General features: G+C 58.3%; 15 protein-coding genes and 4 pseudogenes. 4 read left to right on the top strand and 15 right to left on the bottom strand.

Going from position 1 to position 17,686, the window contains the following annotated elements; all coding sequences use genetic code 11:
- Positions 1–127 precede the first annotated feature (127 nt).
- Complete coding sequence (gene groES, locus X751_RS143355) at positions 128–424, top strand: co-chaperone GroES (protein ID WP_006203049.1); 297 nt, start codon at positions 128–130, stop codon at positions 422–424.
- Positions 425–487: 63 nt separating this feature from the next.
- A pseudogene (locus X751_RS01000000164030) lies at positions 488–2,452 on the top strand (chaperonin GroEL).
- A gap of 857 nt (positions 2,453–3,309) precedes the next feature.
- Here the strand turns inward: X751_RS01000000164030 and X751_RS1000000165895 are convergent.
- From X751_RS1000000165895 to X751_RS143415, 15 genes and pseudogenes are all read right to left on the bottom strand, one after another.
- A pseudogene (locus X751_RS1000000165895) lies at positions 3,310–3,468 on the bottom strand (ATP-binding protein); the annotation flags it as partial.
- Between the two features lie 172 nt (positions 3,469–3,640).
- Entirely contained in the window at positions 3,641–4,210 is a 570-nt protein-coding gene (locus X751_RS1000000165890; RefSeq protein WP_156936400.1) for a DDE-type integrase/transposase/recombinase, read from the bottom strand.
- 286 nt (positions 4,211–4,496) lie between these two features.
- A complete protein-coding gene (locus tag X751_RS143365; protein WP_023745445.1) occupies positions 4,497–5,183 on the bottom strand; it encodes a response regulator transcription factor in 687 nt (228 codons plus the stop codon).
- Positions 5,184–5,906: 723 nt separating this feature from the next.
- Positions 5,907–6,947 (bottom strand): P-type DNA transfer ATPase VirB11, encoded by a 1,041-nt coding sequence (virB11, locus tag X751_RS143370; protein ID WP_023673699.1) that lies wholly within the window; start codon positions 6,945–6,947, stop codon positions 5,907–5,909.
- Positions 6,931–8,070 (bottom strand): type IV secretion system protein VirB10, encoded by a 1,140-nt coding sequence (gene virB10, locus X751_RS0133820; protein WP_023685153.1) that lies wholly within the window; start codon positions 8,068–8,070, stop codon positions 6,931–6,933. The genes virB11 and virB10 overlap by 17 nt, the downstream gene beginning before the upstream one ends.
- The gene (locus tag X751_RS143375; RefSeq protein WP_023673701.1) at positions 8,063–8,947 is read right to left on the bottom strand and encodes a TrbG/VirB9 family P-type conjugative transfer protein; all 885 of its coding nucleotides are present in this window, start codon (positions 8,945–8,947) and stop codon (positions 8,063–8,065) included. Before X751_RS143375 ends, virB10 begins: the two co-directional genes overlap by 8 nt.
- The gene (locus X751_RS143380; protein ID WP_031247156.1) at positions 8,944–9,657 is read right to left on the bottom strand and encodes a type IV secretion system protein VirB8; all 714 of its coding nucleotides are present in this window, start codon (positions 9,655–9,657) and stop codon (positions 8,944–8,946) included. Before X751_RS143380 ends, X751_RS143375 begins: the two co-directional genes overlap by 4 nt.
- Positions 9,654–9,812: a type IV secretion system lipoprotein VirB7 gene (locus tag X751_RS1000000165880; RefSeq protein ID WP_081731114.1), complete on the bottom strand. Its 159-nt coding sequence runs from the start codon at positions 9,810–9,812 to the stop codon at positions 9,654–9,656. Before X751_RS1000000165880 ends, X751_RS143380 begins: the two co-directional genes overlap by 4 nt.
- A 27-nt stretch (positions 9,813–9,839) precedes the next feature.
- Complete coding sequence (locus tag X751_RS143385) at positions 9,840–10,727, bottom strand: type IV secretion system protein (protein WP_023673703.1); 888 nt, start codon at positions 10,725–10,727, stop codon at positions 9,840–9,842.
- Between the two features lie 58 nt (positions 10,728–10,785).
- A complete protein-coding gene (locus X751_RS143390; protein WP_023673704.1) occupies positions 10,786–11,469 on the bottom strand; it encodes a type VI secretion protein in 684 nt (227 codons plus the stop codon).
- A gap of 13 nt (positions 11,470–11,482) precedes the next feature.
- Entirely contained in the window at positions 11,483–13,852 is a 2,370-nt protein-coding gene (locus tag X751_RS143395; protein WP_023685155.1) for a VirB4 family type IV secretion/conjugal transfer ATPase, read from the bottom strand.
- On the bottom strand, positions 13,852–14,178 hold the full coding sequence (locus tag X751_RS143400; protein ID WP_023673706.1) for a type IV secretion system protein VirB3: 327 nt from the start codon (positions 14,176–14,178) through the stop codon (positions 13,852–13,854). Before X751_RS143400 ends, X751_RS143395 begins: the two co-directional genes overlap by 1 nt.
- Positions 14,178–14,483: a pilin major subunit VirB2 gene (virB2, locus tag X751_RS143405; protein ID WP_023673707.1), complete on the bottom strand. Its 306-nt coding sequence runs from the start codon at positions 14,481–14,483 to the stop codon at positions 14,178–14,180. The genes X751_RS143400 and virB2 overlap by 1 nt, the downstream gene beginning before the upstream one ends.
- A gap of 74 nt (positions 14,484–14,557) precedes the next feature.
- The gene (locus X751_RS143410; RefSeq protein WP_023685157.1) at positions 14,558–15,343 is read right to left on the bottom strand and encodes a type IV secretion system lytic transglycosylase VirB1; all 786 of its coding nucleotides are present in this window, start codon (positions 15,341–15,343) and stop codon (positions 14,558–14,560) included.
- A 452-nt stretch (positions 15,344–15,795) separates the two neighbouring features.
- The gene (locus tag X751_RS143415; RefSeq protein ID WP_023685158.1) at positions 15,796–15,984 is read right to left on the bottom strand and encodes a hypothetical protein; all 189 of its coding nucleotides are present in this window, start codon (positions 15,982–15,984) and stop codon (positions 15,796–15,798) included.
- A gap of 650 nt (positions 15,985–16,634) precedes the next feature.
- On the opposite strand from X751_RS143415, the pseudogene X751_RS08590 reads away from it, so the two are divergent.
- Positions 16,635–17,063 (top strand): annotated as a pseudogene (locus X751_RS08590) (response regulator); the annotation flags it as partial.
- Between the two features lie 47 nt (positions 17,064–17,110).
- Positions 17,111–17,614 (top strand): annotated as a pseudogene (locus X751_RS143420) (winged helix-turn-helix domain-containing protein); the annotation flags it as partial.
- Between the last annotated feature and the right edge of the window lie 72 nt (positions 17,615–17,686).

Here is a 17,686-nt window from a genome sequence, read left to right as displayed (position 1 = left end):
CTTGACTCTCGAAAGCCACGCGCTTATTTCAGCGCACGTTAGCACTCTCCCCAGGTGAGTGCTAACGCACATCCGGCACCGCCGGATCGAGGAACAGCTCTCACCGTTCTCATTCGAGGAAGAAAAAATGGCAAAGTCGAAGTTCCGCCCGCTTCATGACCGCGTGGTCGTACGCCGGGTCGAATCCGAATCCAAGACCGCCGGCGGGATCATCATCCCGGATACGGCAAAGGAAAAGCCGCAGGAAGGCGAGATCATCGCCGTCGGCTCCGGCGCTCGCGACGAAGCCGGCAAGCTGGTCCCGCTGGACGTCAAGGCCGGCGACCGCATCCTGTTCGGCAAGTGGTCGGGCACCGAAGTCAAGCTCAATGGCGAAGACCTTCTGATCATGAAGGAATCCGACATTATGGGCATCATCGGCTGATTATCGGCCTCACCGTCAACTGAATTTCGGGCTTGATCGCAAGCCCCTGCCAGGAGCTAAAAAATGGCTGCCAAAGACGTAAAATTCTCCCGCGACGCGCGCGAGCGCATGCTTCACGGCATCAACATCCTCGCCGACGCGGTGAAGGTGACCCTCGGTCCCAAGGGCCGCAACGTCGTCATCGACAAGTCGTTCGGCGCACCGCGCATCACCAAGGACGGCGTCACCGTCGCCAAGGAAATCGAACTTTCCGACAAGTTCGAAAACATGGGCGCGCAGATGATCCGCGAAGTTGCTTCGAAGACCAACGACATCGCCGGTGATGGCACCACGACCGCGACCGTCCTGGCGCAGTCGATCGTCCAGGAAGGTAACAAGGCGGTTGCCGCCGGCATGAACCCGATGGATCTGAAGCGCGGCATCGACCTGGCCGTGACCGAAGTGGTCGCGGCTCTCGGCAACGCTGCCAAGAAGATCAAGACCTCCGAGGAAGTTGCCCAGGTCGGCACGATCGCCGGCAATGGCGACGAGTCGGTCGGCGCCATGATCGCCGAAGCGATGCAGAAGGTCGGCAATGAAGGCGTCATCACGGTTGAAGAAGCCAAGACCGCCGAGACCGAGCTGGAAGTCGTCGAAGGCATGCAGTTCGACCGCGGCTATCTCTCGCCCTACTTCGTCACCAACGCCGACAAGATGGTTGCCGAGCTCGAGGACGTCTACATCCTCCTGCACGAGAAGAAGCTGTCCAACCTCCAGGCCATGCTGCCGGTTCTCGAAGCCGTCGTGCAGACCTCCAAGCCGCTNACGAGAAGAAGCTGTCCAACCTCCAGGCCATGCTGCCGGTTCTCGAAGCCGTCGTGCAGACCTCCAAGCCGCTGCTCATCATCTCGGAAGACGTCGAAGGCGAGGCTCTGGCCACGCTGGTCGTCAACAAGCTGCGCGGTGGCCTGAAGATCGCCGCCGTCAAGGCGCCGGGCTTCGGTGATCGCCGCAAGGCCATGCTGGAAGACATCGCCATCCTCACCGGTGGCCAGGTCATTTCGGAAGACCTCGGCATCAAGCTCGAGAATGTCGGCCTCAACATGCTCGGCCGCGCCAAGAAGGTGTCGATCTCCAAGGAGAACACCACCATNCAAGCTCGAGAATGTCGGCCTCAACATGCTCGGCCGCGCCAAGAAGGTGTCGATCTCCAAGGAGAACACCACCATTGTCGACGGCGCCGGCAAGAAGGACGAGATCCAGGGCCGCGTTGCCCAGATCAAGCAGCAGATCGAAGAGACCACGTCGGACTACGACAAGGAGAAGCNCGAGATCCAGGGCCGCGTTGCCCAGATCAAGCAGCAGATCGAAGAGACCACGTCGGACTACGACAAGGAGAAGCTGCAGGAACGTCTGGCGAAGCTCGCGGGCGGCGTCGCGGTGATCCGCGTCGGCGGCGCGACGGAAGTCGAAGTCAAGGAAAAGAAGGACCGCGTCGACGACGCCCTCAACGCGACCCGCGCGGCCGTGGAAGAAGGCATCGTTGCAGGCGGCGGCGTCGCTCTCCTGCGCGCTTCGGCCAACATCAAGGTCACCGGCGTCAATGCCGACCAGGCTGCCGGCATCAACATCGTTCGTCGTGCACTGCAGGCTCCGGCCCGTCAGATCGCNTCGAACGCAGGTGCTGAAGCTTCGATCGTCGCCGGCAAGATCCTCGACAACAAGGGCGCGACCTACGGCTACAACGCCCAGACCGGCGAATATGGCGACATGATCGCCATGGGTATCGTCGATCCGGTCAAGGTCGTGCGCACTGCCCTCCAGGACGCGGCCTCGGTCGCCGGCCTGCTCGTCACCACCGAAGCCATGATCGCGGAGGCTCCCAAGAAGGAGTCGGCTGGCGGCGGNTCGGTCGCCGGCCTGCTCGTCACCACCGAAGCCATGATCGCGGAGGCTCCCAAGAAGGAGTCGGCTGGCGGCGGCATGCCTGGCGGCATGGGCGGCGGCGGTATGGGCGGCATGGGCGGGATGGGCGGTATGGATTTTTAATCCAGCCCCTATCAGCTTACAGCGGACAGGGCGGCAGCATGCCGCCCTCTCCTTGTGTGCCGAACATGATCGAAACCTTGGAGTGCGTCCCGAGGATCTCGTTCGAGCCTCACCGCATCGTCGAGAATTAGGATCTTGTCTGATCGAGCAATTCGCGGGCTCAACCTGGTCAAACCGGCGCCCCCTACGAACTGCCCGATCCTTGAGGATTCCGCTGCGCGACAATCACGATGATTCATTCAGTTGGTAGCTATAGGCGGTGAATCATGAGGGGCATTGAGGAGCGTGGCAAGGCGCCCATCTCGGCATTTAACTCCATCGAGCGTGATATCAGGGACAATTCTCTCATCGGAACCGGCGGCTGGCGTTGAAGGACCCGGTGAATCATCCTGATCTATAGTGGAGCAGACGCGCTCTGAGCCTCAAGAGCGTTTCCTCCTCTGAGTATCCTTGATCTGCCGCTGGACATTCTCGTTGATATTGCTGAGCGGCTCAGCCCGATGGATCTGCTGAGGATTTCGCACACAAATCAAGAGCTGCGTGTCGCCGCGATGATAGTCGCAACGCCTCAAGAAAGGCGGATTCAGGTTCACGCCAACTGTGGCAGCCCTTGCAACCGGGCTCCAGCAGCGTCTCGTCGTCGTGAGACCTCGTGACCCCGGCGACTGCGCTTCGGCCTTGTGGGGCCTCGGAGCGAGGCGTGGCAGCGCTTGCACCCGAGCTCCAGCGGCGTCTCATCCTCCTCGCCGAAGGGCTTGAGCCCAGGTCTCAGACCATTGCCCTGGAGGGCCTCGGAGCAGGCGTGGGTGGCGGACATAGCAGCCTGTCCCATACTATGAATACGTTTGGCTGAAGCAGACCGATGGCTGCGCGTCGAAGCCGAAGCCGTCGAGTTCGCGGACAAACGGGAACTGCGCGATCTTGCTCGACATGAGCGTGTCGAGCTGGTCGCGGATCGCCGTCAACTTCAGCCGATCCAGGATTGCGATCAGCAGGTCATGATCTAGGGTCGTCATCACCAGCTTCCTCCGGCCACCGCTTCGTACTCGGCGAGTGGCCGCAGCAAGGTGGCCGTGGGTGATCTTGATCCGCTGGGCGCGCACCGGCCCTTCGAAGCCGGCAACGCCGACAAAAGGCTCTGTCGCAAACCTGGAAATGGGGTTGTGAACGGCCATTTCGGCCTGTCCGTCAGGCAGCGAGGAGATCGAAACAGCGATCGACAGACTTGTAGGCATACCTCGCCTGTCGCTGGCCCATCATGTGGATCATCTCGATGCCGGAGAGGATGACCACGTCGTTCGCATGCGACTTGAAGCCGAGCATGGATCGAATGCGGCTTGATACGCCGGTGATCCTGTTCGATCCGATTGTTGAGATGCCGGCGATTGCGGAGCGGATCGGCTTCAGCGGTCGCCGCGATCGCTGCCGCAGCCGGCTTTCAGCGTCGCAGGAAAGGATTGCTTCGTAATTGGTCTGGCTGCCGTCGATGACGATGCGCTCCGGCCGGCCATGGCGCGTCAGCACCTTGCGGAGGAAGCGTTGGGCCGCCACCAGGTTACGGTTTTCGCTAAAGAAGAACTCGACCGTATCGCCGAGGATGTCGATAGCGCGGTAGAGATACATGGCCGCGGACCTTGATGTACGTCTCGTCCAATGCCACTTGCTGCCGACCACACGCTTGCGCCGGTTGAAGCGCTCCAGCAGCTGCGGCGAGAAGTGGGCGACCCAGCGATGCACAGTGGAGTGGTCGACCTTCAACGCGTTCGGCCATCATCTCTTCCAGATCGCGCAGGCTCAGAGTGTAGGCCAGGTACCAGCGCACGCACAGCAGGATCACCGACTGGTCGAAATGGCGGCCCTTGAACATCACGTGCTCCTCCACAGCTGAGGCGTTTTTCTTGCCATGCTCGCTTACAAAAAGGTTTGCGACAGAGCCGTTCGAACCGCATGCCGACACCATCGTCAAGGGCGGCCGCGATGTCCATTATGGCCACAAGCTCAACCTGACGACGGGCAGGCAGTCTGTTCTTTCAATTTAGACCAACTATGCGGATGCCGCCTCAGTCAACTCAAGAATGTAACCAATGCCGCGCATAGTCGTGATACGTGGCGTTGCACCTGACCTACTCAGGTGTCCACGTAAGCGATAGATTCCGACTTCAAGCGCGTTGGCAGATACCTCGTCGTTGAACGAATAGAGGTGATCTTCCAACTGCGCACGAGGCACGATGCGGCCTGCACGGATAAGCAGATGCTCTAAAATACATAGTTCGCGGCGTGCGATCTTCAGAGGATGACCCGAGACCGAGACCTGTCGGCCGATCGGATCGAAATTGAGATTGCCCAATACAACGATGGGGTCGGTCACCTGTGTCGACCGGCGCAGAATGGCTCTCATTCTGGCGATGAGCTCATCGAAAGAGACGGGCTTGAGCAGAAAGTCGTCCGCGCCACCGTTGAAAATTGCAATCCGCTTCTCGAGATCGTTGATGCTACTCATAATGAGGGTTGGAACTGAATGCCCGTTGCTCCTTAGCTGTCTCAGCCAGCCCAAGCCATCGCCATCTGGCAGAGCCAACTCCAGCAGGAGAATTTCATAGGTTGCGCAACAAAATGCCCTCGACGCCTGTTCCAGGTTGCCAACTACATCAACGGCAAAACCGCTATCCCCGAGCGCAACTCGCACAGCGCGCGTAAGATCCACATGATGATCAATGAGCAGCGTTCGCATTTCACGTCCTATCAAGGTCGGACAGGTCACCGTCCGCTGTAAGACCGGGGCGACAGCGGAAGTCGCGCAACTCTTCGTAGTGTTCGTAACGCTCTTTCCGATGGGTGATCGCGGGAGCATGCAAGCCGCACGCCTGCAATAGTCGGGGATGGAACACGTGAAGACCTGTTGACGGGCTGAAACCGTCGGTCGGCCAGCCCACAATGCCACCGACTCTGCCTGCGATTTCTCTGCGCATCGATCCTCCTATGGGTTGCGTCGCAAACTCCAGCTGAGGTCGCAAGGGCAGGTTGCGGCTTTGTTCATTGAGAGGACCCCCTGGAGGCAATACCAGGAGATTCCCTATATGGCACTTCCCGATTTACCACCGGTCATTCCGAACCACGTTCGGCGGCTTTGAAGACATTCATTGAGCGCGGCTAGCTAAATCAAGGGTACGACCTGCCGGGTGTCGATGCCGCTTTTGAAGCAGGCATCGGCACCAGATCGGTGAGCGTCGCCCGCGCAATTCAGCGGACGCGCTCGATACACCCAGTCGAATCGTGCCGCGACTTGCCGCGCCGACAGGGCGCCCGAAGACTTCAGACTTGTGACCGAAGGTCTACGCCCAGTCCTCCTCCCATTATCCACCTCCTTCAAATCAAAGTGGACGTTCAATCTGAACAAATTACGCCATCGTATCACAAACGACTTACCGATCCCCGACGTGCTCTAGCTCTAGCCTTAGTGCTTGTTAAGAAGGTCGGCTACTGTCTCTCCGCGTCGCCGGGCATCGGCGGCGAGCCACACCTCCCCCACCTCATACACGTCGCCGTGGGTACTGAACGGCACAATGACGTCAATGGCAGCCGACAGCAGGTCAAGAAGCGTGTGGTCTTCCACAGCAGCTCCTTGCGGGCTGCTCTTGACGAGTGAAAAGAGCTTTTTAAAGCCTTGGACCGGATCCGCCCCATGAATCGTTGATATTGATCCCGCATGGCCGGAGACGACTTCGCTAAGGTAGGCCCAAGCAGCATCATCGCGCATCTCGCCAAGCAATATTCGATCAGGGCGCATGCGCAAGCTGGCTTGCAACAGTTGCTCGGCTGTCACCGCACCTACGCTTGCTCGGTCCTTCGGATAGAGTAATCGGACATGGTTCTCGTGCGGGATTGCAAGTTCGAGCGTGTCCTCGATACTTATCAGCCTCTCTTGCGGGGGTATAGCGTTGATCAAAGTCTTGCTCATTGTCGTTTTGCCGCTTCCAGTAGGTCCGCAAAGCAGCATCGTGAGCCGCCCGCAAACGCATGCTCGCAAAAATTGCTCCAAGTCACCATGGTCGTAGTGCTGAAGAATCGTTTCGTCCTGCCGCTCTTGGCGCTCCTTTCGTGACCGCCATTGATTCCAACGCGAGTATTCGTAGCGAGAAGAAACTTCCTTGAGTTCGGTCACACGACTTGAGGGACGCCGTATCGTCAGGCTTATTGTTCCTGAGGGAACAGCGGGCGGCAAACAGATCTGCAGCCGCTCTCCGTTCGGCAGCTCAGTCGCACAGAGGGGGCTTTGCGGTCCGACATCTTGCTTGCGCAGCGCTCCAGCGAGGATCGCGATGTCCTCCAGATCGTCATAAGATAGCGGTAGCGGATGTTTCGTGAAAACGCCGGCCTGTCGGACAAAGGCTTCCCCAGGCCGGTTGATAGCGACCTCTTCGGTCCTTGGCTCCTCAAGCCATTTCAAAACAGGGTTGAGAAGCAAACGCAATTGAGGGTCAGCCTCCGGTCGCATTGTTGTCTCTCCGGCGTTGGCGATGTTGGGGGGCTGGCGCCACGGCGATCGGTCTAAGATCGTATACATCTGAGAAATCGAGGTCCCGAGCCACAAAGATGGATACAGCATCTCCCTGGTTTTTCTTCAGAGTTGGCGGAACGTTGATCGTTGCTCTAAGGGTCGTGTCAACGGCTTGTCCGGCGTTGCTCTGGAAGCTGTTGATGCCGCTTCCTCCACCTGAGCTGCCAGCGTATTGACCGGCGGCCTGAAACGCGCCTTGAATGACGCTCATGAGCATTGCTCCGCCAAAGCGCTGCCAGAAGTGATTATCCACCGTGCCAGGCATTCCGGAGCGGCCGAGCTCGTCAGCGCCCGGCGACGCTAGCGAAACGAGGGCATGGTCAGGCGTTTCGATGCGCGTCCACAGCACGAAGACACGCGCATCCCCCTGTTGGAGACCACGCTGGATCTCGCCAATCACGGTCGTCCCGCGATCCAAAAGCACCACGTTGTTGGTGGCGCCGCGGACGTCTTTAGGTAAGACGCACTTCACATAACCCGGTAAATTTGTGTCGACTGCCGTTTGCAAAATGCAGGGAATTATCGTTCCTTGGGTAATCACGAGATCAGGGTGCGGCAAAAGTGTGGCCCGGCTTGGCTCCTGTATATCTGGCTTCAATCGGCCCGTCAGATCGCCAGCGTCTGAAATCTCATGCGAGGTCGCGGGAGCATCCCTATGGTTGTCTTCGCTCCGCTGACCGTCGTTGGGCATTTGACCGCTGCCACTGTAGGCGAAAATTGGTGTTTCCTCCGGCGGCGGATCAGCTGGCGCCGGAGGCGGCGTGGATGGCGCAGGATCTCCTGCCTGCGCCGCCTGTACGGGTGCTGGAGCTTCGGGAGCAATCTCAATCGGCACGGGGCGGAATGGCTCGGCGTCGGCGACAATTGGAGGTTTTGGCTGAGTTGGCTCGTCTTGTGTGCTGGGACGACCGCCGAGCCAGATGAGCGATAGAGATGAGATGAGAACGAGAGCAGCGACGGCCAACTTCTGCAATCCCGAAACATGCCGGCGGGCCGGCTCCGAGACCATCGATCCTGAGGCATGGACATCTTGTCCCGACTGTGGGCCGGTTTCATTCATCGGCCGGGCCTTTCAAAACGCGCCACACGTCGGGTGTCACTGTACCGGTCCCTGGCGCTCGTCCCACAGGGTCATAAGCCCTGTTGAAAATGGACAAGACCGTATTGCCATCTCTCAGACGCCATTCCCGGGCGACTGCGGATACTTCAACATAGTCTCCTTTGACCGTGTAATTGGCAGCGGCTTCCTTGCCGTCGGGATTGATAATGTAGAGGGAGGGTATGCGGGAATTGCTTGCGAAGCCAAATACAGTGGTAAAGCCATTATCGAAAACTTCCAGCGGCGCCAGCGATCGATCGCCCTTTGCGACGTAGTGAAAATTGCTTTCGTCCGGACTGGTAGTTGCGGCGGGCCGATTCAACAAATCCTGAACTCTCTCGTCGCGCAGCACTTTCGCCCGGGCCTGACCAAGAATCGAGCGCCTTTCTGCGTCCTTTCTCTGAGCAGCAGCCTCATCAGCAGGATAGGTGAACTGCACGCTGTAGTATAGGTCAGGTTGCTGCTCATCGAGTTTTGGCATCGCTCTCGTTGAAATACTGAAGACGTATCTCCGTGTACCGGACTCACTCTCGGCCAGCACGACGACCGGCTGCGGCGGGAGCATCCGGCTAGCCTTAAAAAAGAGATAGTTGGCGCGCGGGAGGGCAGCCAGGTCTTTGCTATTGGAAACGGCCACGGCTGCGACTGTCTCGTTGGCCGCGAATGTGACAACCAGCGTTGCCCCCACTGCGGTAGACAGGCGCACCACTTCGTCAGGACGGTAAGCCAGGTAGCGCATGCGCGCATCGTGCTTGCCGGCAAGTGGTGTGTCTTCCGCGGACGCTTCCATCGTTAAGAAGAGTGAACAGACCAGCGCGAGAAACGCTCTTTTTGTCATGGCTGCACATAGCCCAGGTTCGATACGCTATCTTCCGAGCTTTGATAGGAAGTGACGAGTAGACCTGCCGGATTGGTGAGCCTCGATTGCCCAGGCAGACCCGTCAAGCGCTCGTAGCGGATGGTAGCTGTCCAGGTGGTCACTATCGGCATCTGCCCATCGACAACAAGCGAACGTTTGTAACGGATCTGTTGAACGTCCGGACTGATGTCGTTTGAAGAAATATGCCCGACCTCGAGCTTGCCGCGTTTGCCGACCGTGACTTGCGGCGAGGTGGGATTGGGATAGTTGAAGAAATCTTGATATTGCTGTCGCACAGCCGGCGCGCTGAAACTGGATACGAGGTCATAGGCGTATTGGGCTGTATCTGCTGTGTACCCCTCGCGCAGGCGTACATATTCCCACAGCGAAGCATTTATGACGGCTCGGTCTTGGGTTGCCGGCAGTCGAGAGACTGACACTTCGCTGTCGACGGTCCCATCCGGCCGGACCCAGAGGAACACAGGTACGAGCTTGGCCAACGGGACCATGGCAGCAATGGTAAATGCCTGGGCAACATTTCCTAGGACCGCCGCTGCGGCAAAGGCTATCAGGGCCTTTGACAGGCGCCGCGCAGACTTCGCTCGTGAAGTTTGAAACGCTTCCACCTTCTTATAGTGGGCGGCTAGCGTTTCTCTCTCCACCAGAAGGGCATGTTCAGGAACTTTCACTTTGGCTCTTCCGCGCATTCGACCTGAAGATCCTCAGGGGTGGTTTCCCATTGTCCCACGTTCAGTTGGAATGGGGCACCCGCGCATGTCGCAAGCCCATGGCTCGTCTTGCAGGCGGCCAAAGCGAGGATTGACAGAAGTAGGCAATATTTCATGTTTTTGGCACCGAGCTTGTCGATTGATTAAGCACCCGCCGTTTTGGCAAAGTGGCGATTGAGGCTGTTAAGAGGTCGGTTCGCACCTCCCCAAGAGCCGCCGGCGATGCTGCTGGCGATCGTCGGAAGCGCGACGATCAGAGCGTCACCAGCTAGGAAAAGCATGTCGAGCTCGTAAAGCCCGATGATCTTGGCTGCTGTCGTGCCCGAGAATTTGATCATCAAAAGCATGGCTGCCAGCGAGACTGCTTCGGCAGCGATTACTATCGTTGCAACGATGTTGAGGAGGAGAAGCAGCAGCCCGTACGAGAGCAGTTGGCCGATCCATCTGGTGGCTATGTCTCGAGTGTGATCAAAAAGGTAGCCTACAAGGACCAGGGGGCCGATCGTCAAGAGCACCTTCGTCAGAATTCCAACGGCATCGTAGATCTCGAACGCTGTCCACAGCGCGCCGTAGAAAATCCATTGCGCTCCCTCGAAAGCAAGTATGTCCTGGCCGTTCATAGGCCCAATTTCGGAAGCAATCAGCTGAAAGACATACTGGCTTGAAGCAAACATAAGATCGAGCTTCTGGGGGATTCCGATGAAGGGCAAGTCGCTGCCACTGATGTCGTGAGCCAACCTCGGAATCGTGTCGTCGAAGAGCGCTTCAATGTACTGCTGATAGTTGGCCTGCCCTAAGATAAGGGCGACGACAATCGACACCATGATTACGCGCGAGATACCCCCGCGCGCATCGACTTGACCACGCATGACCAGACAGCCTTGGATTATTATCCAGAGCGTGACACACGCAACCAGAGGCGCACTGACCGCCGCTTGGACGTTTTCAAGCACTTTGTGCAGCCCGGACGTGAAGGCCCCATGAAAGATCGTGTGTATAGTCGTGAATGGCGCGGGAATTTTAAAATTCATGGCGTGAGCCTGATGTGTCCCTGATCAGCGCAGCTGAGCCTGATGAACTCTGTGTGGTTTACGGGAGGATGCTAAACATATTAGCGGTGTCCTGATGTTCGCGACGCTGCGTGGCGGCCTCCTCCACGGCGTGAAGGCTCCCTTGTGCAGTGGCCATTGTCAGCAGACTCGTGGCCTGGACATTTTGGATCATCGCATCGTGAATCTGCTTGAGGACCAGACCGTTGGTCACGGTGGCCTGCATAATATTTCCCGAGCGGGAAAGCTGACCAAGCGTGCCGGCGTTATCCTTAAGGCGCTTGTCCATCATGCCCAAAGTGTCGGCTGCAATAGCTGCGGCATTGGCGGCCCCGGCGATTTGTCCCTGTAACAGTTTCGCTTCTGAATCGGTGCCGTTGACTATCCGATTTGGGTCCTTCGCAATGTTACGGGCCATAATCGAAGCTGGCGCCCGAGCATCAAACATCTGCTCCTCCAGCTTATTGCTCGACGGGTAGTGATTTCCTTGGTTAAGTGAGCTTAGCAGTCCCGTGACAGCGAATGACGACGTTAGAATTGTCACCATTTCAATCGTGGTAGCGAGCGTCTCGATTGACCTCTCAAGGATCGCCGCATTGGAAAGCGCTGTTAAGGTCGCTTGTGTTTCTGTTACAGGGTCGCTGACGATAAATTGCGAACGGGCCTGTCCGTGAAGCAGAAGGGAAGCAGCAAGGGTCGTTACTGCAAGTTTGGCAAATTTCATGAATATTCCTCCGTCAGTCTTGAACTTCGTGGTACCGGGCCATGAACTTGTCGAGCCACCCACTTGGGGCGTCTCCGTGCTGGTTACGAAGCTGGTCGGCAAAGCGCACTGTGTTGGCCCGCCCCGAGAGTACGGCTACGTACTCGCGCATCTGCCCAAGATCGAATTCGCAAACAATACTCCCGCTATCGCGCTTGAGCAAAAACTTGCGGCTGCCGATTGCCATTCCCTGGCGGATTGCCTCGAACTCCTGCGCAGTGCACTTCAAGCCATCGACATACGCAGAGCGGTCCGCCGTCGGTGATGGGTAGAAAATTTTCGTCATACATTGCGCAACGAGACTAGCTCCGAGAGGCGATTCCAGAACGTGTTCAGGCTGCTGCGTTGCGAGTATCAACATGCCGTTGTTTTTGCGGACCGTGAGCAAGAACTTGTCGATAACGGCCGAGAATTGGGGGTTGAGTAGATAGAATCGAAATTCGTCGCAGCTCATGACGAACCGACGACCATCGACGATAGCGCCCACTCGATGCAGAAGGTATGCGGCGGCCGGTGCACAGACCTCCTCATATTCCAGGAGCTGCGTCATGTCGAAGCCCGTAATGGAGGCATCCAGCCTTACTTCGTCCACGTCGCCGTCAAAGGCCCATCCAAGCGCCCCCCCTCTACACCACCGCTGCAGCCGTGCTCCTGCGCCCTCGGAGGGGCTGTGCAATAGGAACTCGCGCAGGCCCGCAAGTGAGCGCATAGGGGGTTCGAACGAAAGCTGACGAACAATGCCGCGTTCCAGCCGACGGCTTTCCTCCGGCGAGATCGGACCACGGCCGTCACTCTCGATCAGGGCCATCAACCACTCGCGCAGAAAGTCCCGGGAGGCGGAGGTGTTGTCCAGTCCACGCAGAGGGGCCAAGCCGCTCGGAGCGCCTCTGCGCAACGCAAGATATGTCCCTCCCGTGGCTCGCACCAGCAGTTCACCACCCCGATCCTTGTCGAAGAAGACGATCGCACCATTGCGATCGACCAAGCTTTGCTCAAGCATCGCGAGGACAAAGGTCATCAGCGTCGTCTTGCCTTTGCCAACGGGCCCGAATATTGCCGTCATGCCGACGTCATTCTCATGGGGGATGTAGTCGAAAGAAGTTCCACCGTTTGTGCGAAAGCGCGCAACAGCATTGCCCCAGTGGCCGGAACTGGAACCGCTTGGGAAGTTCTCAAATGAGACGAGCCCGGCAAAATTGTGTGAGGTGATCGCCCCCGGGCGCGTGCGCCACCTGTTGTTCCCCGGAAGTTGGGACCAATATGCGGCCTCCATGCCGATGCCCTCTTGGACGATAACGGCGCCCGCGTCGGCCAGCCGTGCGCGGGCACTTGCTGCGCGATCTGCAAGGCTATTGAGGCTGTCGGCATAGACGCACAGGCTCAGATGATGCGAACCCATCACGAATTCGTTGCTTGCCAGTGCGTCCTCTGCCTCGGCAAGTTCATTGATCTGGGTGAGAGCCTTGTCGCCGGCACTCGTCATCTGGCTGGACTTAAGGCTTAGTTTGGCATGAGCTTGTGGGCGAGTGAGGAAGGAAAAGCTCTGGCTCAGGACAAGCGGGAAGTTGGCGGACAGCAAGGAATTTAGCATGCCCGGCCGCGTCGTCGCCGGATATTCACGGAACGAAAACAATGATCCGACGGAGCTATCCCCGGGCCTTCGAATCTCAAGCGCCCGCTTCCCGCAGATGACCTGGTCAGTGTAGATGGAGGCGCCAAGTGAGCCGGTAACCATCGGAACCGGAAGAAACCGGCAAGTCATCATGAGCCGAAGCGCCTCGCCGATTTCCGTGAAGAGCACGTTGCCTTTCTCACGAATGCCCAACCGGCGCAGACCGTAACCGCCGAGTGCGCCAGCAGTGATGTGCCAGAGGTCTTCCAGGCTCCGCATTTGGGTGGCTAGATCGTGCTCATTCCGTCTGCGGGACTTGGCAATCCGCAAGCCGATCTTGCCGATTGCGGTGCGGGGGGACACGATCAAAGTGAGGAAGTGATCGTTGCGAAAGAGCTTTCCCGACAGCACACGACGCTCGTAGGCCTCGCTCAGACTGCCAGCGAATGCACTTTGAAACTGGCGCGGCGCCGGCGCCGGCACATCGTTGTGTCTCACAAGATGAGCGTATATCGAGACATTGTCATCGGCGATGTTGCGCAAGAGAGTGTTGAACGCGCGGCAGCGCGAGTTGCGCATCTCAGCGTCTTCCAAATCAAAGGGCACACCGTTCACATGTGCCATGGCCATGATCGATCCGTCTTCCAGAAGGACAACCTGATCGCTTACGTGACCAACATACGGAAGGTAGATCTCGCCAGACCTCTCGGTCCGGCCGCTGGCGCCGAACATTACACCATTCCTCTTCCGCGTTTCGGCACTCTGATCGGATTGGCGCTGACGCTTGCGCCTCCCCAGACCGGCCCGTCCACGCTTCTGCCGGCCGTCTGCAAATAGAGCAGCACGACGCTTGCCGCGTTATAGTCACGCTCAACAACCAGCCGTGCTCCGAACCAGAGTGGCACGAGAACGATTTCGTAGAGCGGGTTCTGAAGGATAATGATAACAAGCCCAGCCAACATCATGAGCAATCCGGCCAGCGTCAGCGGCACCCCCAGAAACAGTGCGGGGCGCGTCGCCGCCACATAGAGGGTGCTCACTTCCAACCGGTCGCTCATCAGCCGCCGCCTATGAGCGCCTTGCCCAGGAAGCTGGCCCCGAACATGATGACGATCCCTCCAACGACACCCGCAACCAGGCCAAGTGAAGCACGACCGAACATCCAAGAGATACCGATGGCTACGAGCCCGAGCACGGCCAGTGATTGTCCAAAGGGGCCAAGTATGAACGTGCAGATATTCTGGACCATCTTGGCAGGATCCGTCCCTCCGGTCACCTGAGCCGCGGCTGGCCCGCTGTAGAAGACCGTCCACGCCGCGCCTGCAGCAGCGGCCGGTACATATTCAGCCGCCATGCGCAGCATGGAAAAAGGCGAAGGAACACGCGTTTTAAGCGCACGAAGTATCTTGAGTGGCGTCATCATTGCATCTCCATGTTTCAATCGAATACGAGTTTGTTCGGGTTCGCGGGTTCCCGTGCTTTCGCAGCCTGGCTGCCTGTCGGACCGGAGGGATCGGCCCCGGAGCGGTCTGGCTGATACGAGCCCCAAATGTCCCAAGAATCTTGGTTGGGCTGCTTCTTTCTATTGGCCTGTTGGCTCTGCTGGAGCAGAGGCGGCACGGCTTTCCGACCGGGTGCCTCAAGGTGCGGCACATCTCGAGCAGTCGGCTCCAGCGTTCGCTCAAGGAGACTTGAGATGTCCTTTGCGGCCGACTCGACCTTGCGTACATAACCGTTGGCGAAGCCACGCGTGACGTCGCCCGTGTTATAGGCCGAGATGGCACGGCGAAGCGCCAGTTGCTGTGCCACAGCAGTGGTGCCGCCGGCATACCGGCTTTCAAGCAAGTGGGCGGCAGCCGAAAGCGAGGCGCAGGGCTCGAAAGCCCTTTCCGGCGTAAGATTGAGCATGGCAAAGTTCTTGCTGTTTATCTGCATCAATCCAACATCGACAGAATGTTGTGCTTCGAGGCGTTCCTTGATGCCCCGCGTGGCTTCTAGCTGGTCTATCCAGCGAAGCTGCTCACCTGTGGTGTTGTCATGAGCCACCAGCGTGTCAAAGCCACTTTCAATCTTGGCAATCGCGGCGAGGGTGGACGGCGCAACCCAGGGAGCGCATTTGCGCGACAGGCTGCGGAACTCACGCGGGGAAAGTGGCGCGGGCTCGGCTGGGAGTGACATGGATGTCAACAGGACGACGGCCAGCGGCCAAGCTGCAATAAACATTCCCTATCACCTACCTTTCCAAGCCGCCGGACGGGTTCTGGCCCTGTCCGGCACGCGCTTATCGGGGAGGTTTGTTACTGTGTGATGTTCAAGTTCAGCTTTTCGGTTTCAATTGAAGCAAAGACCGTGTTCGTATCAGCGTGGGTAAGCATCTTGCGCATGCGTGGGTGGCGCGGGCCCGATCAGCCAGCGACATCCGGAGCGTCTTGGTACAATGACTCCTGTACAGGATTTTGCTCGTCCCGGCCGTCCGTTGCTCCTGGAGTGTGGGCCACGACTTTGGCGTCATGGATGGTACTTCTGTCAGCGCCAAGCCAAGGACAAAATGGGGAGCTTGGCGGGCTTGTTCAGGCTCGGGATCACCGTGGGGAATCGACTAAGGCGATAAAGCGGCCCAACTTTGCCGGTATGCTGCCGGTCCTTAAAGAGCAGCCATGCGCGGCCCTGCACACTCAGATCATTGCTTGAGACGCGAGCTCGTCCGCGAAGCTGGCTCGAAGGCGCAAATCCGCGGCGGCGAGGGTCAACTGGGAAGACGTGGCGGCGCAGCCCATCCTGGTGCGAGCCTCGTTCAGCTGTTCGGCCGCCGCCGCCAAAGGGTGGATCATGCACAGTTCAATCGGCAGATAACCGCACGTCATTGACGGAGTCCGACGGCGCAATGGACAAGCATAGTGACACGCTCAAGATGGAGGAGTTGCAGTAACTGAAATGTTAGCCCGGACGTTCACCGCAACCGGCGACCTGCCGGTCGCCGAACAGCATTTGAGGCCGCCGGCCACCTTGGACGAAGCCGGCTTGGCAGGAGACGCACTATTTTGCACAAGGCCGCTGCAGCGAATCACGGTCTTCTTCCGCCGACCGCCTCTCCGATCAAGCCAAACGCCGCGCTGCTCAACCATGTCCGAGCTGGATCCACGAGCCGGAGGATATCGAGATGATCCAGGTCCGCAAACTCCAGGATGACCAGGATGCAAGGGCATAGCAGGAAACTTGGCATCCATGAGGTCGAACTTGAGTGATATTGGCAGGCCTGCACCAACGGGGGAGCTCGAAGCGAAAAAGCGAAGGACCACACGGCAGGGTCATGTCGGCGCTTGGACCTGTCTGGTGGCCACGGGCTGCCTTGGTGCGGTCAATTCGCTGGGGATGAAAAGAACAGGACGAGCACGGCCTCACATTGGCCGCACGCAACGGCGAGTGGTATCAAGGAGCAGCTGTTCTGGGTCGGTGCCCCAGGGTTGCTCGGCAACAGGTTTAGACAAGGGGATTCAAGATTGAAGGTGTGCCGTTGAAACATGTTCTTGTCATTGACGATGATGCCGCAATGCGGCGCCTCATCGCCGAGTATCTCACGATGCATGCCCTGAAGGTAACCGCAGTCCACGATAGCAAGCAGTTTGACTATGTTCTTTCACGTGAGCCAGNCGATGCATGCCCTGAAGGTAACCGCAGTCCACGATAGCAAGCAGTTTGACTATGTTCTTTCACGTGAGCCAGTCGATCTCGTGGTTGTTGACCTTAACCTAGGCCGGGAGGATGGACTTGCGATCGTCCGCAATCTGGCGACAAAATCGGATGTTCCTATCATAGTGATCAGCGGCGACCGGCTTGATGAGGCGGAAAAAGTGGTTGCACTGGAGCTCGGCGCAACCGATTCATTCCCAAGCCTTTCGGGATGCGCGAATTCTTGGCCCGCATTCGAGTAGCGCTACGCCAGCGCATTTCTAGTCCGCGAACCAGAGAGCAGCGCTCATTTCGCTTTNTATCATAGTGATCAGCGGCGACCGGCTTGATGAGGCGGAAAAAGTGGTTGCACTGGAGCTCGGCGCAACCGATTTCATTCCCAAGCCTTTCGGGATGCGCGAATTCCTGGCCCGCATTCGAGTAGCGCTACGCCAGCGCATTTCTAGTCCGCGAACCAGAGAGCAGCGCTCATTTCGCTTTGGGGCCTGGAAGCTCAGCGTGAAGCAGCGGCGACTGATCTGTGCGGAGCGTGGCGAGGTCAAGCTTACCGCATGTGAGTTCAATCTCTTGATCGCATTTCTGGAGAACCCCCGCAACGTGCTATCCAGAGAACGGCTTTTGCTCGCGAGCCGTGTGCGTGGAGAAGAGGTGTACGATCGAAGTATCGATGTCCTAATCATGCGCTTGCGCCGAAAGCTGGAGGCTGATGCGGCCAACCCTCGCCTGGTCAAAACATCCCGTGGCGCAGGGTACTTCTTCAACGCTGACGTAGATGTTAGCTACGGAGGCACGTTGGCCGCGTGACAGTGAGCTATGCTGGAGATTGGGGTGACGAGGCTGATCAAGCCTTCCAACAGTACCAGCCTGATCAATTAC

This window comes from Mesorhizobium sp. LNJC394B00 (assembly GCF_000502555.1).
Classification (GTDB): domain Bacteria; phylum Pseudomonadota; class Alphaproteobacteria; order Rhizobiales; family Rhizobiaceae; genus Mesorhizobium.
This window is presented reverse-complemented; position numbering and strand designations above follow the sequence as displayed.

Bases quoted from the DNA above. Each gene is read 5' to 3' on its own strand.
- X751_RS143400 (WP_023673706.1), bottom strand. From the start codon at position 14,178: ATGAGCGACCGGTTGGAAGTGAGCACCCTCTATGTGGCGGCGACGCGC.
- virB10 (WP_023685153.1), bottom strand. From the start codon at position 8,070: ATGAATGAAACCGGCCCACAGTCGGGACAAGATGTCCATGCCTCAGGA.
- virB11 (WP_023673699.1), bottom strand. From the start codon at position 6,947: ATGCGACCGGAGGCTGACCCTCAATTGCGTTTGCTTCTCAACCCTGTT.
- X751_RS143385 (WP_023673703.1), bottom strand. From the start codon at position 10,727: ATGAATTTTAAAATTCCCGCGCCATTCACGACTATACACACGATCTTT.
- X751_RS143375 (WP_023673701.1), bottom strand. From the start codon at position 8,947: ATGACAAAAAGAGCGTTTCTCGCGCTGGTCTGTTCACTCTTCTTAACG.
- groES (WP_006203049.1), top strand. From the start codon at position 128: ATGGCAAAGTCGAAGTTCCGCCCGCTTCATGACCGCGTGGTCGTACGC.
- X751_RS143365 (WP_023745445.1), bottom strand. From the start codon at position 5,183: ATGCGAACGCTGCTCATTGATCATCATGTGGATCTTACGCGCGCTGTG.
- X751_RS143415 (WP_023685158.1), bottom strand. From the start codon at position 15,984: ATGACGTGCGGTTATCTGCCGATTGAACTGTGCATGATCCACCCTTTG.
- X751_RS143395 (WP_023685155.1), bottom strand. From the start codon at position 13,852: ATGTTCGGCGCCAGCGGCCGGACCGAGAGGTCTGGCGAGATCTACCTT.
- X751_RS143410 (WP_023685157.1), bottom strand. From the start codon at position 15,343: ATGTTTATTGCAGCTTGGCCGCTGGCCGTCGTCCTGTTGACATCCATG.
- virB2 (WP_023673707.1), bottom strand. From the start codon at position 14,483: ATGCTGCGCATGGCGGCTGAATATGTACCGGCCGCTGCTGCAGGCGCG.
- X751_RS143390 (WP_023673704.1), bottom strand. From the start codon at position 11,469: ATGAAATTTGCCAAACTTGCAGTAACGACCCTTGCTGCTTCCCTTCTG.
- X751_RS1000000165880 (WP_081731114.1), bottom strand. From the start codon at position 9,812: ATGAAATATTGCCTACTTCTGTCAATCCTCGCTTTGGCCGCCTGCAAG.